This window comes from Variovorax sp. SPNA7 (assembly GCF_033807855.1).
Taxonomy (GTDB): domain Bacteria; phylum Pseudomonadota; class Gammaproteobacteria; order Burkholderiales; family Burkholderiaceae_C; genus Variovorax; species Variovorax beijingensis.
Genome location: NZ_CP138513.1, coordinates 4621314 through 4636130 on the forward strand (window position 1 = coordinate 4621314; position 14817 = coordinate 4636130).

A 14817-nucleotide genomic window follows, 5' to 3' on the forward strand; every position below is an offset into this window, starting at 1 on the left:
CAGCCCACGCACTTCTTTCTTTCGGCATGCCCACCCTCAAATCTCTTCGCCGATGGCCCCTGTTGCTTCCGCTTGCCTTGCTGGCAGGCTGCAACACGGTGCTCATGAACCCTTCCGGCGACATCGCCAACCAGCAGGGACGCCTCATCGTCGTCTCCACCGTGCTGATGCTGATCATCATCATTCCGGTGATCGCGCTGACCCTCTTCTTTGCCTGGCGCTATCGCCAGTCGAACAAGGAGGCCGACTACAGCCCCGACTGGGACCACTCCACCCAGCTCGAGCTCGCGATCTGGGCCGCGCCGCTCCTGATCATCATCGCGCTGGGCGCCATCACCTGGATCAGCACCCACACGCTCGACCCGTACCGCCCGCTCAGCCGGCTCGACGCCGAGCGCCCGATTCCCGCCGAGGCCAAGCCGCTGGTGGTCGAAGTGGTGGCGCTCGACTGGAAATGGCTCTTCATCTACCCCGAGCAGGGCTTTGCCACGGTCAACGAAATGGCCGCGCCGGTCGACCGGCCGATCACCTTCAAGATCACGGCCTCCTCGGTGATGAACTCGTTCTTCATTCCCGCGCTGGCCGGCCAGATTTACGCCATGCCGGGCATGGAAACCAAGCTGCACGCGGTCATCAACAAGCCGGGCGAGTTCGAAGGCTTCTCGGCCAACTACAGCGGCGCCGGCTTCTCGGGCATGCGCTTCAAGTTCCACGGCCTGAGCAACACCGACTTCGACCAGTGGGTGCAGAAGGTCAAGGCCGGCAAGGACGGCGAACTCACGCGCGAGCAGTACAAGAAGCTCGAAGTGCCGAGCGAGCGCGAGCCGGTGCGGCACTACGCCGCGGTGGCCCCCGACCTGTACGACGCCATCCTCAACCTCTGTGTCGACCGCAACAAGATGTGCATGAAGGAAATGATGGCCATCGACGCGGACGGCGGGCTGGGCAAGCCCGGCGCATTCAACATCGCCACCAAGCAAGCCTGGCAGGCTGACACCCTCACCAATTCGCCCAAGCGCAAGTACGTCACGGCGATGTGCACCACCGAAGAATGACGATGTTCGAGAACCTTGACCTGACGAAGCTCATCTTCGGCCGCCTCACATGGGAGGCGATCCCCTACCACGAGCCGATCCTGATCGGCACCTTCATCGCGGTCGTGCTCGGCGGCCTCGCACTGCTGGGCGCCATCACCTACTACAAGGTGTGGGGCGTGCTGTGGCGCGACTGGATCACCAGCATCGACCACAAGAAGATCGGCATCATGTACATCATCCTTGGCCTGGTGATGCTGCTGCGCGGCTTCTCCGACGCCATCATGATGCGGGCCCAGCAGGCCGTCGCCTTCGGCGACAACGCCGGCTTCCTGCCGCCGCACCACTACGACCAGATCTTCACCGCCCACGGCGTGATCATGATCTTCTTCGTGGCCATGCCGCTGGTCACGGGCCTCATGAACTTCGTGGTGCCGCTGCAGATCGGCGCACGCGACGTGGCCTTCCCGTTCCTGAACAACTTCAGCTTCTGGATGACCACCTTCGGCGCCGGCCTCGTGATGGCGTCGCTGTTCGTGGGCGAATTCGCCAAGACCGGCTGGCTCGCCTACCCGCCGCTGTCGGGCATTCTCTTCAGCCCTGACGTGGGGGTCGACTACTACATCTGGTCATTGCAGATCGCGGGGGTCGGCACGCTGCTCTCGGGCGTCAACCTGCTGGCCACCATCGTGAAGATGCGCGCGCCCGGCATGACGATGATGAAGATGCCCGTCTTCACCTGGACGGCTCTCTGCACCAACGTGCTGATCGTGGCCGCCTTCCCGGTGCTCACGGCCGTGCTCGCGCTGCTGTCGCTCGACCGCTACGTCGGCACCAACTTCTTCACGAACGACCTCGGCGGCAACGCCATGATGTACGTGAACCTGATCTGGATCTGGGGCCACCCCGAGGTCTACATCCTGATCCTGCCGGCCTTCGGCATCTTCTCGGAAGTGGTCTCCACCTTCAGCGGCAAGCGCCTCTTCGGCTACGCCTCGATGGTCTACGCCACGGTGGTGATCACGATCCTGTCGTACCTCGTGTGGCTGCACCACTTCTTCACCATGGGCTCGGGCGCCAGCGTGAATTCGTTCTTCGGCATCACGACGATGATCATCTCGATCCCGACGGGCGCGAAGATCTTCAACTGGCTCTTCACCATGTACCGCGGCCGCATCCGCTTCGAGCTGCCCATGATGTGGACCATCGGCTTCATGATCACCTTCGTGATCGGCGGCATGACGGGCGTGCTGCTCGCGGTGCCCCCGGCCGACTTCGTGCTGCACAACAGCCTGTTCCTGATCGCCCACTTCCACAACGTGATCATCGGCGGCGTGCTGTTCGGCATGCTGGCGGGCATCACCTACTGGTTCCCGAAGGCCTTCGGCTACAAGCTCGATCCGTTCTGGGGCAAGTGCTCGTTCTGGTTCTGGATCGTGGGCTTCTGGTTCGCCTTCATGCCGCTGTACGTGCTGGGCCTGATGGGCGTCACGCGCCGCATGAGCCACTTCCAGGACATGTCGTTGCAGATCTGGTTCCAGGTGGCGGCCTTCGGCGCCGTGCTGATCGCGCTGGGCATCGCCTCGTTCCTGATCCAGCTGGTGGTGAGCTACATCCGCCGCGATTCGCTGCGCGACACCACGGGCGATCCGTGGAACGGCCGCACGCTCGAATGGTCGACCTCGTCGCCGCCGCCGGCCTACAACTTCGCGTTCACGCCGCGCATCCACGACAACGACGCCTGGACCGACATGAAGCGCCGCGGCTATGCCCGCCCGGTCGACGGTTTCACGCCCATCCACATGCCCAAGAACACGGCCGCCGGTTTCATCATCGCGGCCCTGGCCGGAGCCTGCGGCTTCGCGCTGATCTGGCAGATGTGGCTGGTGGCGGGCGTGGCGTTCTTCGCCATGCTGGCGGCCGTGATCATCCATACCTTCAACTACAAGCGCGACTACCACATCCCCGCGGAAGAGGTCGTTCGCACCGAGAACGAACGCACCCGCCTCCTGGCAGCAGCCCATGTCTGATACCACCGCCCTCCACTCCCCCGGGGCCGGCCACGCCCACAGCGACGCCACGGGCAAGCCGCCCGTGTTCGAGCTGTTCCACGTCGGCAACGACCACCACCCGGAAAACGGCACGCTGCTCGGCTTCTGGCTCTACCTGATGAGCGACTGCCTCATCTTCGCCTGCCTGTTCGCGGTGTACGGGGTGCTCGGCCGCAGCTACGCGGCCGGCCCCTCGGGCGCCGACCTGTTCGACCTGCCGCTGGTGGCGGTCAACACTTCGCTGCTGCTGCTGTCGTCGATCACCTATGGCTTCGCAGTGCTCGAGATGCAGAGAAAGCGCATGGGCGGCACGCTGGCCTGGCTGGCCATCACGGGCCTGCTGGGCGCGGGCTTCATCGGCCTGGAGCTCTATGAGTTCGCGCACCTGCTGCACGAAGGCGCGGGCCCGCAGCGCAGCGCGTTCCTGTCGTCGTTCTTCGCGCTGGTGGGCACCCACGGCCTGCACGTGACCTTCGGCATCGTGTGGCTCATCGTGCTGATGTTCCAGCTGCCCAAGCACGGCTTCAGCGCCGCCAACCGCCGCCGCCTGATGTGCCTGTCGATGTTCTGGCACTTCCTGGACGTGGTGTGGATCGGCGTCTTCACCTTTGTCTACCTGATGGGATCGATGGCATGAGCACCGCCCACACCGAAAACGCAGCGCACCACGGCCATGGCGCACACGATGTGCACGACGACCATCACGACGATGGCCCCGTCAGCCACAGCACCTTCAAGGGCTACATGACCGGCTTCGTGCTGGCCGTGATCCTGACCGCGATTCCGTTCTGGCTCGTCATGGGCAACGTGCTCGGCAAGACCAGCACCACCTCGCTCGTGATCCTGGGCTTTGCCGCGGTGCAGATCGTGGTCCACATGATCTACTTCCTGCACATGGACGCCAAGTCCGAGAGCGGATGGAACATGCTGGCGCTGATCTTCACGATCGTGCTCGTCGTCATCACGCTGGCCGGATCGCTCTGGGTCATGTACCACATGAACGCCAACATGATGCCGATGTCGGTGCACGACATGAAGAACATGCCTTGACGCCCCCGCCGCCAGACCCCAGCACCCACGAGGACACCTCGGCCGGCCGCCAGCGAGGTGCGGCGGCCCGGGTGGCTCTGGCGGTCTGTGCGGCCCTGGCCTTTGCCGGCTTCTTCGCGCTCGGCACCTGGCAGGTCGAGCGCCGGACCTGGAAGCTCGATCTCATCGCCCGCGTCGAGCAGCGCGTGCATGCCCCGGCCTCCGAGGCGCCCGGGCGCGAGCGCTGGCCGCAGGTGAACGCGGCCGACGACGAATACCGCCGCGTGCGCATCGCCGGCCGTTTCCTCCACGACAAGGAAACCCTGGTGCAGGCCAGCACCCGGCTCGGTGCCGGCTTCTGGGTGCTGACGCCGCTGCAGGCCGCCGACGGCCGCATCGTGCTGGTCAACCGGGGCTTCGTGCCGCCCGAGGCACGCGAGCGCGCCGCCCGCGCGGCCACCGAGCCCCAGGGCGAAAGCAGCGTGACCGGCCTCTTGCGCATCAGCGAGCCCAAGGGCGGCTTCCTGCGCCGGAACGATCCGGCCGCCGATCGCTGGTTCTCGCGCGACGTGCAGGCCATTGCCGCGGCGCGCGGCCTCCGCGACGCGGCACCGTACTTCGTCGATGCCGAGGCCGCGCCCGCCCCGCCCGGCGCGGCCCCTGCCTGGCCGGCCGCGGGCCTCACGGTCATCGCCTTTCCCAACAGCCACCTGGTCTATGCGATCACCTGGTACGGCCTTGCGCTGATGGTCCTCGCCGCCGCCTGGTTCGGCTGGCGCGAGGGGCAGAGGCGCGCCGGCAGGACCGGCGGCGGCACAGGCGAAAATACCGCCCATGCCGACGCCACCTTCCGCCCCGATGCCCGCCGCGACTGAAGCCGCCGCGGTCGCCGGGGAACTGCATCCGCCGCGCGCGGGCGTGGCAAGCCTGGACAACGCCACCGGCCACAAGAACATGCAGCAGCTGATCCAGCTGCGCTGGTTCGCGGTCGTCGGGCAGGTCGCCACCATCCTGGTCGTGCACTACGGCTTCGGCATCCGGCTGCCGCTGGAGCACATGCTGCAGGTGCTGACCTGCCTTGCGCTCTTCAACGGGGTGAGCCTGCTGCGCTCGCGCAGCCCGCGCCGCGTGACCAACGGCGAACTCTTTCTCGCGCTGCTGGTCGACGTGGCCACGCTCACCGCCCAGCTCTACCTGAGCGGCGGCGCCACCAATCCCTTCGTCTTCCTGTACCTGCTGCAGGTCATCCTGGGCGCGGTGCTGCTCAAGGCCTGGTCGACCTGGACCATCGTGGTCGTCACCAGCCTCTGCTTTGCGGGGCTGGCGCTTTTCTCGCGCCCGCTCGCGCTGCCGCTCGACCACGACCGCGGGCTCTGGAGCCCCTACGTGCAGGGCATGCTGGTCTGCTTTGCACTCAACGCCGCGCTGCTGGTGGTGTTCATCACGCGCATCAGCCGCAACCTGCGCGCGCGCGATGCGCGGCTGGCCGACCTGCGCCAGCGCGCATCGGAAGAGGAGCACATCGTGCGCATGGGCCTCCTGGCCTCGGGCGCCGCGCACGAGCTGGGCACGCCGCTTGCCACGCTGGCCGTGATCCTGGGCGACTGGCGCCGCCTGCCGCATTTCAGCTCCGACCCCGAACTGCTGACCGAGGTGGCCGAGATGGAACTGCAGATCCAGCGCTGCAAGAGCATCGTGAGCGGCATCCTGCTGTCGGCCGGCGAGGCGCGCGGCGAATCGTCGGAAGAGACCACCGTGAGCACCTTCCTCGACGAGCTGGTGGAGGAATGGCGCAGCACGCGTCCGGTCGAGGAATTCGACTACGAGAACCGCTTTGGCCAGGACCTGCCCATGGTCTCCGACTCGGCCCTGAAGCAGATGATCTGCAACGTGCTCGACAATGCCCTGGAAGCCTCGCCGCACTGGCTGCGCTTCGAGGTGGCGCACGATGCCGATGCGCTGACCCTCACGGTCACCGATGCGGGCCCGGGCTTCCTGCCGTCCATCCTGAAGGAGTTCGGCAAACCCTACCAGTCGAGCAAGGGCCGCCCGGGCGGCGGGCTCGGGCTGTTCCTGGTGGTCAACGTGGCGCGCACCCTGGGCGGCCGCGTGGCGGTGCACAACCGGCCCGAGGGCGGCGCCATCGTGGCCATCACGCTGCCGCTCGCGGCCGTCGTGCTGGAAGAAGAAGACGATGACGACGAAGAACACGAAGTGGGCGAGGCCATCGGCACTGCCGACACCAACATCGATCGAAACGCAAGGCCATGACGGAAACCGCCGAAGCTGAACGCCAATTGCTGATCGTCGAGGACGACGCGGCCTTCGCGCGCACGCTCGGCAAGTCCTTCGAGCGCCGCGGCTACGCGGTCACGCAGGCCAGCAATGCCGAGGAGGTCGAAACGCTGCTGCAGGCCCATTCGCCCGGCTTTGCGGTGGTCGACCTGAAGCTCAACGGCGAGGCCTCGGGCCTGGCCTGCGTGCAGATGCTGCACCGGCACAACCCGAAGATGCTGATCGTGGTGCTGACCGGCTTTGCCAGCATTGCCACGGCTGTCGAGGCCATCAAGCTCGGCGCCTGCCACTACCTGGCCAAGCCGTCGAACACCGACGACATCGAGGCCGCCTTCGGCCGCGCCACCGGCACCACGGAAGTGGAGCTGACCAACCGCTCGACCTCGATCAAGACGCTCGAATGGGAGCGCATCCACGAGATGCTGGCCGAGACCGGCTTCAACATTTCCGAAACCGCGCGGCGGCTCGGCATGCACCGGCGCACGCTGGCGCGCAAACTCGGCAAGCAGCAGGTCAAGTAAAGGTGAAATAGCATGACTTCCAACAGACCGGCGTCCGCGGTCCGCGCCCAGACCGCGCTCGAAGAGATCTTCAATGCGCTGAGCCACGGCCTCGGCCTGCTGCTGGCCGTGGCCTCGCTGCCGATCCTGGTCTACAGCGCTGCCCAGAAGGGCCAGGCCGCGGGCATCGTCGGCGCCTCGCTCTTTGCCGGCACGGCGATCGTGCTGTACCTGATCTCCACGCTCTACCACGCGCTGCCGATGGGCCGGGCCAAGGCCTGGTTCAACCGGCTCGACCACGCGGCCATCTACCTGTTCATCGCGGGCAGTTACATGCCGTTCCTCTTCGGCGTGCTGCGCGGTCCATGGGGCTGGACGCTGTTCGGCTGCATCTGCGTCGCGGCGGCGCTGGGCGTGGGCGCCAAGCTGTTCAACCGGCTGCGGCATCCGCTGTGGTCGACCGGGCTCTACGTGGCGATGGGATGGATGGCGCTGATGGCGGCGGTGCCGCTGTACGAGCGCATGTCGCCGGCGGGCCTGGGATGGCTCGTGGCCGGCGGGCTGTTCTACACCGCGGGTGCGGTGGTTTTCCTGTTCGACAACAAGGTGCGCTTTGCCCACTCGGTATGGCACCTGTTCGTGCTGGCGGGCAGCACCTGCCATTTCTTTGCGGTGCTCTGGCATTCGCACGGCTGATTTTTTTGGGCGCTGTTGTTCAGGGCGCTGATGTTCAGGGCGTGTGCACAGGCCACCGGGTACTCCCCTCCGCGAATGTCCCCCGGCCTGCGGCCTCCTCCTTGATTTCGCTGCGGGGAGCACCCGATGCCCTGCGCACCAGGGCACGCTCTGGGTACACCGCTGATCAACGACCACTCTGTCCAACGCTCCCGTCGATGGGGTGCCTTGCGCAGCGAAATCAAGGGGGAGGCCGCAGGCCGGAGGACATTCGCGGAGCAAGGTACCCCGTCGGCGGGAGCGCGCCCTGAACAACAGCGCCAAGAACAACAGCGCCCCGAACAACAGCGCTCAGTAATGCGGCGGCAACTCGTCGCGCAAATTGCGCGCCGCCCCCTCCTGCCCCGCATTCTGGCTCTGCTGCTTGAGCTGGGCGACCTGCAGGATCAGACTGTCGATCTGCTGCTGTTGCCGGTAGATCGTCATGTTGAGCTGCTCCAGCAGGTCCTCGGCATAGCTCGACTTGATCTCGAGTTCGGTCAGGCGCTCTGCGAGCTCGTTCGGTGAATGGTCCATGCCGCTATTGGACAGGAAGATCCACTGGCTCGCTGACCTCGTGCGACAGCACCTCGATGCGCGCTGCGCTCTCCTTTTGCTGCGGCTTCGCGGCCTCGCCCGCCATCCGGGTCAGCGCAAGCGCCACCTGCAGCGGATAGAGCGTGCGCGCATCGCCCTCGGCCTTGTTGCTCACGGTGGTGCCGGCGGCTTCGCTCATGCTGGCCGTGCGCACCGCGTCGGGCCGGTGCACGGGCACCATGAACGGCGAGTGCGTGGTGTAGATGATCTGGTTGGCGAAGTCCTGCTCGAAGTGCGCGAGCAGGTCGGCCTGCGAGCGCGCATGCAGATGCAGGCCGGGCTCGTCCAGCAGCAGGACGGCATCGCCTGCGCCCTTGGTGTCCGCGAAGAAGGTGACGTAGAACGAGAAGAACCACTGGAAGCCGCGGCTGCGCTCGTCGAGGTTCACTTCCACGTCGTAGGCGCGGTTCGGGTCGGACACCAGCGTGTCCATGTACGGCCCGTCCAGGTTGAAGCGGACCTTGAGCTCGCGATCCTTCCAGAGCCGGCGGATCTCGGCGGTGACGACGGAGCCGGCGCGGTTGGCGAGCTGGTTGCGCGTGGCCTGGTCGTTCTTCTCCAGCAGGTCCTGCAGCTGCTGCGGATCGAGCCCCGCGACCTTGCAGAGCTTCTCGAAGTTGCGCTGCTCGGGCGCGGCCTGCCCCCAGCCCTTGCGGGCGAGGTGCTCGGCAATGTTCTGGCGGCCGGGCAGCGCCGGGTACTCGTCCACGTAGATGAACCGCGGCAGCTTGTCGAGCACCCACTGCTTCGCCCTTGCAAGCGCCGGCGTGTCGTTGGCGATGGCGCGGGCCATCTCCTCGAGCTCGAAGAGCATCTGCTCCTGCTTGTCGCTGAGTTCGGCATCCGCCGCGGCCATGGCCTGGCGCAGCGACTGCAGCGCCGCCACCGCGCCGGCCGACCAGCGGATGTAGTCGGGGCTCAGGATCATCGCTGCGTCGAAGGCGTCGGCCGCCTGCTCCAGCGTTGCGCGCGCGTCGTCGGCGAGCTTCTCGCCCGCGGCCTTGACGGCGGGCACGATCTTGCGGACCTTGGCCTTGATGTCGGACACGTCGAGCGACAGGTCGCCGAGCCCCTCGAGGCCGCTCCAGCGCGCCGTGCCATAGCCCCGGCCCGCGGTGACGTGGCGCACCTTGGCCGCGCGCGGAAGCATCTGTACCAGCTCGGCCCGCTCGCTGTCTTCGAGGGCCCAGCGCGTCGCGGCGACCGGCGTGTCGCCCTGGCACTCTTCGAGGCGGCGGTGCCGCGGAAAGTCCTTGATCGGGCTGAGTTCGGCCAGGCCTTCGGCCGGGTTCAGGCTGTGCAGTGCGCGCAGCAGGTTCGATTTGCCGCTGTCATTTCGGCCGAGGATCGCGGTGATCTGCGAGGTGTCGATGGAGCCGCTGTCGTTGATCGAGCGAAAGTTGGTGATCTGGAATGACGCCAAGCGCATGGAGGGGGTTTCTTCTCAACGAATGAATGAATGCAGGGCCGGGGAATGTATTGCATTCCCCGCCCTCTTCGCCCCCGCGGATAGAAAAATCTATTCCGCCGCGCGCCGCAGCGTGTCGACCACGGGCCTGCGCAGCACGTCGCGCAAGCCCCACCAGCCCGCAGCCAGCGCGAGCACCGCGCCCGCGAGCGCGCCGGCGATCGGCACGATGGGCGACGCCGTCCAGGTGAAGTCGAACACGTAGCGCGCAAGGCCCCAGCCGATGGCCGAGGCTACGATGCTCGCCAGGAAGCCCGCCAGCAGGCCCACGCCCACCAGCTCGGCGCGCTGCACCTGGCGCAGCAGGCTGGCCCGCGCGCCCACTGCGCGCATCACGGCGAACTCGCGCGCACGCTCCTCGCGCGTGGCGGTGACCGCGGCGAACAGCACCACCAGCCCCGCCGCGAGCGTGAAGCCGAACAGGAACTCGACCGCACGGATCACCTGGTCGAGCACGCGCTGCACCTGGTTGATGGTGGCGCTCATGTCGACATTGGTCACATTGGGGTAGCTGCGCACCAGCGCGTTGTCGAAGCCGCGCGTCTCGGGTGCGCGGAAGGCGCCCATGTAGGTCACCGGCACGTCGGGCAGCGCGGCCACGGTGTACATCACGAAGAAGTTCGCATGCATCGAGCCCCAGTCGACCTTGCGCAGCGAGGTGATGCGCGCGTCGTTCTGCATGCCGCCGATGTCGAAGCGCAGCACGTCGCCGAGCTTGAGGCCGAGCGTCTCGGCCAGGCCCTCCTCCACGCTCACTTCGCCCGGTGCATCGGGCTTCCATGCGCCGGCCACGATGCTGTTGTGCGCCGGGGCCTCCACGCTGTTGCTGAGGTTGAACTCGCGGTCCACCAGGCGCTTGGCGCGGTCTTCGAGGTAGTCGTCGGGCGACACCGGCTTGTCGTTGATGGCCACCAGGCGGCCGCGGATCATCGGGTACCAGTCGAACTTGCGCACGCCGGCATCGCGCAGCGACTTCTGGAACGCGGTGCTCTGGTCCGGCATGACGTTGATCACGAAGCGGTTGGGCGCATCGGGCGGCGTGGCCTTGCGCCAGCTCGCGACCAGGTCGGTGCGCAGCAGCACCAGCAGCACCAGCGCGAGCAGGCCCACGGCCAGCGCGCTGACCTGCACCACCGCGTAGGCCGGCCGCGCCGAGATCTGGCGCGTGGCCAGCACCAGCCAGCGCGGCGCGGTGCTTTCATTGACGCTGCGGCGCAGCACCTTCACCGCGAGCCAACTCAGCAGTGCGAACACGGCCACCGCGCCCGCGAAGCCGCCGACGGCGATCAGGCCCAGCTTCAGGTCGCTGCTGGCCGCGATCAGCAGGGCCGCAAAACCGGCCACGCCAATGCCCAGCACCGCGAGCGACGCGGGCTTGAGCCCGCCGACGTCGCGCCGGATCACGCGCAGCGGCGGCACCCGGGCCAGCTGCAGCACCGGCGGCAGGCCGAAGGCGAACAGCAGCGTGAGCCCCATGCCCAGGCCGAAGGCCACAGGCCACAAGGTGGCCGCGGGCAGCGCCGTTTCGACCAGCCCCGCGAGCAGCACCACGAACACGTAGTGCACGCCGAAGCCGATCGCCACGCCCAGGCTGCTGGCCACGATGCCGACAACGGCAAATTCGAACGCGTAGGCCAGTGCGATGGTGCGCTGGCTCTGGCCGAGCACGCGCAGCATGGCGCAGTCGTCCAGGTGGCTGGCCGCAAAGCCGCGCGCGGCCAGCGCCACCGCCACGGCCGACAGCAGCGCCGCGAGCAGCGCGACCAGGCTCAGGAATTTCTCGGCGCGGTCCAGCGTCTGGCGCATTTCGGGCCGTCCGCCCTCGAAGGAGTCGAGCCGCACGCCACGCAGCTCGCCCTTCTTGATGGTGGCCTCGGCCCAGTCGGAAAAGCGCTTGACGGCCGCGTTCTCGCCGGCCACGGCATAGCGGTAGCCGACCCGGCTCGCAGGCTGCACGAGGCCGGTGCGCGGCACGTCCGCCTGGTTGAGCATCACGCGCGGCGAGAAACTCATGAACCCCGCCCCCCGATCCGGCTCCAGCGTGATCACGCGGCCGATGCGCAAGCTGCTGTCGCCAAGAAGAAGCATGTCGCCCACCTTGAGCGCGAGCGAATCCAGCAGCGAGGCGTCGACCCAGACCTCGCCCGCCGGCGGAATGTCGCGCGTGATGCTGCCCGGCGCATCGGGAGCGCTTGCGGTCTGCAGGTTGCCGCGCAGCGGATAGCCCTCGGTCACCGCCTTCAGGGCCACCAGCTTGCTCGCGCCGCCCTGGGCATCGTCGGCCCGCGCCATGGTCGGAAAGCCGTAGGTGCCGGTGCCCTCGAGCCCGAATGCGCGGGCCTGCGCGATGAAGGTCGCGGGCGTGGGGTTGTCGCTCACGACCACCGCGTCACCGCCGAGCAGTTGCCGCGCATCGCGCTGCAAGCCTCCCTTCAGCCGGTCGGCAAAGAAGCCGACCGCCGTGAGCGCGGCCACGGCCAGCACAACGGCAACGATCAAGAGGCGCAGTTCGCCGGCGCGCAGATCGCGCCACAAGGTGCGCCAGCCAAGGCGGAAGGAGGCATTCATGGGCGAGACGATAGCCGACGCGCGTGCGCCGGCGCCTTTCAGGGGCTTACCGCGGGTAGGGTGAAAGGCCTTAGGCCGGATTGCGGCGCGCGAGTTCCGGCTGCAGCACCAGCCGGTCGACGCCCGCATAGCAGACGAAGTGCCGGTTGGTCGCGCGGCCGATGGCGCACAGGCCCACGCGCGTTGCCACCTCGTGGCCCATCTGCGTGATGCCGCTGCGCGAGACCACGATGGGCACGCCCATTTGCGCCGACTTGATCACCATCTCGCTGGTGAGCCGGCCGGTGGTGTAGAAAACGCGGTCGCCGGCCAGCGCGCCGGGCGGCTGCATGGCGCACCAGCCCGCGATGGTGTCGATGGCGTTGTGGCGGCCCACGTCTTCCACGAAGGAATGCATCGTGGCCTCGGTGCCGCCGGGCTCGAGCGTGAACAGCGCGCAGCCGTGCACCGAGCCGGCCGACTTGTAGGTGCTCTCCTGGAGCCGGATCGCGTTGACCAGCGCATAGAGCTGCGCCTGCGTCATGCGCGTGGGCGGCAGCTGGAGCTTGTCGATGTCGGCCATCAGGTCGCCGAACACGCTGCCCTGGCCGCAGCCGGTGGTCACCACCTTCTTGGCGGTGCGCTCCTCGATGCGGTCGATGCCCGCATGCGTCTTGACCGCGGCTGCGCCCACCTCCCAGTCGACCGTGACCGACTCGACGTCGCTGGCCGCTTCGATCAGGCGCTGGTTCAGCAGATAGCCCAGCACCAGCAGTTCGGGCTGGGCGCCGAGCGTCATCAGCGTGACGAGTTCGCGCCGGTCCACGTACACCGTGAGGTCGCGCTCGGCGGGAATGGACACGGTGCCGCGCGCGCCATGCTCGTCGACGACCTCGACTTCGCGCGTCAGCGCGGCGCGGGCCTGGGTGAGACGCGGGAGCGGCAACGGCAGCGGCGTCGTCACTGCGCCTTCGGCGTCGGATTGGTGGTGGCGGCAGGCTGCGTGGTGCTGGGCGGCGATGCGGCCGTGGTGGCCGGCGAGTGCGCGCCCGCAGCCTCGATGGGCGGCGGCGTGAAGGCGAAGGGGCCGGGGTCGGCGCACGGCGGCGTGGCAGGCGCTGCCGGCACCGGCTTGCCGGCCGCGGTGGCGCTGGCGCGGTACTTGGCCGCGACGCGGTCCTGCGCCTGGCAGAGCTTGTAGGCATCGACCTTGCCGCTCCAGGCGGTCTTGGCGGCGGCTTCGGCGGCCTTGGCCTTGGCCTCGGGAGTGGCGGGCGGCGGCGGCAGCTTGGCCCATGCCGCGGGCGCGGCCAGCGCGAGCACCAGCAGCGATGCGCAAGAGAGATTCAACGGCAGCTTCATGAGGGTGTTCCTTCGGCGGGTCTCACGGGCCGCGCGGCCGGTGCCGTGGCCGAGCCGGCCGGCACCGTGCGCTGCGCAGGGATCTTGCCCGCGGCGATGTCGTCGTACCAGAGTTCGTGATGCTCCCTGGCCCAGGTCTCGTCGACGTAGCCGGTGCGCATGGCCTTGTAGGCGCCCGTCATGCCGAGCGTGCCGATGTAGATGTGGCCCATGATCATCGCGATCATCAGCAGGGTTGCGATGCCGTGGACCATGTGCGCCACCTGCATCTCGCCGCGCGTGTAGACGAAGCCCGGCAGCAGCTTGTCCAGGAAGAGCCCCGAGCCGATGACGAAGAAGCCGAGGAACAGCACGCCGCCCCAGAAGACCATCTTCTCGCCCGCATTGAAGCGGTGCGACGGCACTTCCTTGCCGCCGAACAGGCCGCCGAAGCGCGCGAGCCATTGGAGGTCGCTGGCGCGCGGCAGGTTGTCGCGGATGAAGGTGAAGACCATGAGCACGATCGTCACCACGAACAGCGGCCCGACGAAGTTATGGACGTTCTTGAGCGCGTAGGCAATCCAGCCGAAGAGCGAAGCACCCATCCACGGCATCAGGAAGAACTTGCCGAAGGCCATCACGATCCCGGAGATCGCGAGCGTGACGAACGCGATGGCGTTCGACCAGTGCGTGGCCCGCTCGAAGGGCGTGAAGCGCTCGATCTTGCGGCCGGTTTCCTGGCCGTGCAGGCGGATGGGACCGCGCGTGAAATAGAAGATGGCCAGCGCCAGCAGCACGACGAACAGCAGTGCCGCACCGTAGGGAATGATCCAGTCGTTGCGCACCTGGCGCCAGGCTTCGCCGGCGTTGGTGAAGCGCGAACCGGGGTACTGCACGAACGGCTGGATCAGGTTGCCGGCCTCGGGCGCCTCGCTTTTCGGCAGGCTGCTGTAGCCGGTCACGCCCTGCCCCACCTGGCGCCACATCGGCGCGTTGTTGCCGGGCTGCACCTTCATGCGCTCGCCATTGGTCTGGTTCGCGTAGTTGGGGTCGGCGCTGGCTTCGGGCTTGACCTCGAAGATGTTCTGGCCGCGGATGCCGCCCGCGGCGGGTTCCGGTGCGGCGGTTGCGGCAGGTGCCGCGGGTGCGGACGTCGTTCCAGGGGCGGCCGGGGGCTGCGCCTGCGCGAAGGCCGTACCCAGCGCGGCAAGAAGAACGAGAGCGGTCAGCGCTTGCTTCAT

Annotated in this window: 14 protein-coding genes; 8 read left to right on the forward strand and 6 right to left on the reverse strand. The window is 67.7% G+C overall.

All coding sequences use genetic code 11. The features are described 5' to 3' along the window. Positions 1 to 26 precede the first annotated feature (26 nt). From cyoA to trhA, 8 genes are read left to right on the forward strand one after another with little or no spacing between them, the layout of a single operon-like run. Positions 27 to 1055, forward strand: coding sequence for a ubiquinol oxidase subunit II (cyoA, locus tag RZE77_RS21540; protein WP_319439200.1), 1029 nt, complete (start codon positions 27 to 29; stop codon positions 1053 to 1055). A gap of 2 nt (positions 1056 to 1057) precedes the next feature. Continuing rightward, positions 1058 to 3064: a cytochrome o ubiquinol oxidase subunit I gene (cyoB, locus tag RZE77_RS21545; protein ID WP_319427328.1), complete on the forward strand. Its 2007-nt coding sequence runs from the start codon at positions 1058 to 1060 to the stop codon at positions 3062 to 3064. Then, complete coding sequence (gene cyoC, locus RZE77_RS21550) at positions 3057 to 3722, forward strand: cytochrome o ubiquinol oxidase subunit III (protein WP_319439201.1); 666 nt, start codon at positions 3057 to 3059, stop codon at positions 3720 to 3722. Before cyoB ends, cyoC begins: the two co-directional genes overlap by 8 nt. Beyond that, positions 3719 to 4135 carry a cytochrome o ubiquinol oxidase subunit IV gene (gene cyoD, locus RZE77_RS21555; protein ID WP_319439202.1) on the forward strand — a complete coding sequence of 139 codons (417 nt, stop codon included), beginning with the start codon at positions 3719 to 3721 and terminating at the stop codon, positions 4133 to 4135. Before cyoC ends, cyoD begins: the two co-directional genes overlap by 4 nt. Next, the gene (locus RZE77_RS21560; RefSeq protein ID WP_319439203.1) at positions 4132 to 4989 is read left to right on the forward strand and encodes an SURF1 family protein; all 858 of its coding nucleotides are present in this window, start codon (positions 4132 to 4134) and stop codon (positions 4987 to 4989) included. Before cyoD ends, RZE77_RS21560 begins: the two co-directional genes overlap by 4 nt. After that, positions 4973 to 6385, forward strand: a complete 1413-nt coding sequence (locus RZE77_RS21565; RefSeq protein ID WP_319439204.1) for an ATP-binding protein — start codon at positions 4973 to 4975, stop codon at positions 6383 to 6385. The genes RZE77_RS21560 and RZE77_RS21565 overlap by 17 nt, the downstream gene beginning before the upstream one ends. Further along, on the forward strand, positions 6382 to 6930 hold the full coding sequence (locus tag RZE77_RS21570; RefSeq protein WP_319427333.1) for a response regulator transcription factor: 549 nt from the start codon (positions 6382 to 6384) through the stop codon (positions 6928 to 6930). Before RZE77_RS21565 ends, RZE77_RS21570 begins: the two co-directional genes overlap by 4 nt. A gap of 12 nt (positions 6931 to 6942) precedes the next feature. Continuing rightward, the gene (gene trhA, locus RZE77_RS21575; protein ID WP_319439205.1) at positions 6943 to 7605 is read left to right on the forward strand and encodes a PAQR family membrane homeostasis protein TrhA; all 663 of its coding nucleotides are present in this window, start codon (positions 6943 to 6945) and stop codon (positions 7603 to 7605) included. 330 nt (positions 7606 to 7935) lie between these two features. On the opposite strand, the gene RZE77_RS21580 is transcribed toward trhA, so the two are convergent. The 6 genes from RZE77_RS21580 to RZE77_RS21605 all read right to left on the reverse strand — a co-directional run bounded on the left by RZE77_RS21580 (position 7936) and on the right by RZE77_RS21605 (position 14817). Beyond that, positions 7936 to 8160 carry a SlyX family protein gene (locus tag RZE77_RS21580; RefSeq protein ID WP_319439206.1) on the reverse strand — a complete coding sequence of 75 codons (225 nt, stop codon included), beginning with the start codon at positions 8158 to 8160 and terminating at the stop codon, positions 7936 to 7938. A gap of 4 nt (positions 8161 to 8164) precedes the next feature. Beyond that, positions 8165 to 9649: an AAA family ATPase gene (locus RZE77_RS21585; RefSeq protein ID WP_319439207.1), complete on the reverse strand. Its 1485-nt coding sequence runs from the start codon at positions 9647 to 9649 to the stop codon at positions 8165 to 8167. Positions 9650 to 9739: 90 nt separating this feature from the next. Beyond that, on the reverse strand, positions 9740 to 12256 hold the full coding sequence (locus tag RZE77_RS21590; RefSeq protein WP_319439208.1) for an ABC transporter permease: 2517 nt from the start codon (positions 12254 to 12256) through the stop codon (positions 9740 to 9742). A 70-nt stretch (positions 12257 to 12326) separates the two neighbouring features. Next, positions 12327 to 13199 carry a formate dehydrogenase accessory sulfurtransferase FdhD gene (locus RZE77_RS21595; RefSeq protein WP_319427341.1) on the reverse strand — a complete coding sequence of 291 codons (873 nt, stop codon included), beginning with the start codon at positions 13197 to 13199 and terminating at the stop codon, positions 12327 to 12329. Continuing rightward, positions 13196 to 13597 carry a hypothetical protein gene (locus RZE77_RS21600; protein WP_319439209.1) on the reverse strand — a complete coding sequence of 134 codons (402 nt, stop codon included), beginning with the start codon at positions 13595 to 13597 and terminating at the stop codon, positions 13196 to 13198. The genes RZE77_RS21595 and RZE77_RS21600 overlap by 4 nt, the downstream gene beginning before the upstream one ends. After that, positions 13594 to 14817 carry a formate dehydrogenase subunit gamma gene (locus RZE77_RS21605; RefSeq protein ID WP_319439210.1) on the reverse strand — a complete coding sequence of 408 codons (1224 nt, stop codon included), beginning with the start codon at positions 14815 to 14817 and terminating at the stop codon, positions 13594 to 13596. The genes RZE77_RS21600 and RZE77_RS21605 overlap by 4 nt, the downstream gene beginning before the upstream one ends.

Bases quoted from the DNA above. Each gene is read 5' to 3' on its own strand.
- RZE77_RS21565 (WP_319439204.1), top strand. From the start codon at position 4,973: ATGCCCGCCGCGACTGAAGCCGCCGCGGTCGCCGGGGAACTGCATCCG.
- RZE77_RS21585 (WP_319439207.1), bottom strand. From the start codon at position 9,649: ATGCGCTTGGCGTCATTCCAGATCACCAACTTTCGCTCGATCAACGAC.
- cyoC (WP_319439201.1), top strand. From the start codon at position 3,057: ATGTCTGATACCACCGCCCTCCACTCCCCCGGGGCCGGCCACGCCCAC.
- RZE77_RS21580 (WP_319439206.1), bottom strand. From the start codon at position 8,160: ATGGACCATTCACCGAACGAGCTCGCAGAGCGCCTGACCGAACTCGAG.
- RZE77_RS21605 (WP_319439210.1), bottom strand. From the start codon at position 14,817: ATGAAGCAAGCGCTGACCGCTCTCGTTCTTCTTGCCGCGCTGGGTACG.
- RZE77_RS21590 (WP_319439208.1), bottom strand. From the start codon at position 12,256: ATGAATGCCTCCTTCCGCCTTGGCTGGCGCACCTTGTGGCGCGATCTG.
- RZE77_RS21570 (WP_319427333.1), top strand. From the start codon at position 6,382: ATGACGGAAACCGCCGAAGCTGAACGCCAATTGCTGATCGTCGAGGAC.
- cyoD (WP_319439202.1), top strand. From the start codon at position 3,719: ATGAGCACCGCCCACACCGAAAACGCAGCGCACCACGGCCATGGCGCA.
- cyoB (WP_319427328.1), top strand. From the start codon at position 1,058: ATGTTCGAGAACCTTGACCTGACGAAGCTCATCTTCGGCCGCCTCACA.
- trhA (WP_319439205.1), top strand. From the start codon at position 6,943: ATGACTTCCAACAGACCGGCGTCCGCGGTCCGCGCCCAGACCGCGCTC.
- cyoA (WP_319439200.1), top strand. From the start codon at position 27: ATGCCCACCCTCAAATCTCTTCGCCGATGGCCCCTGTTGCTTCCGCTT.
- RZE77_RS21600 (WP_319439209.1), bottom strand. From the start codon at position 13,597: ATGAAGCTGCCGTTGAATCTCTCTTGCGCATCGCTGCTGGTGCTCGCG.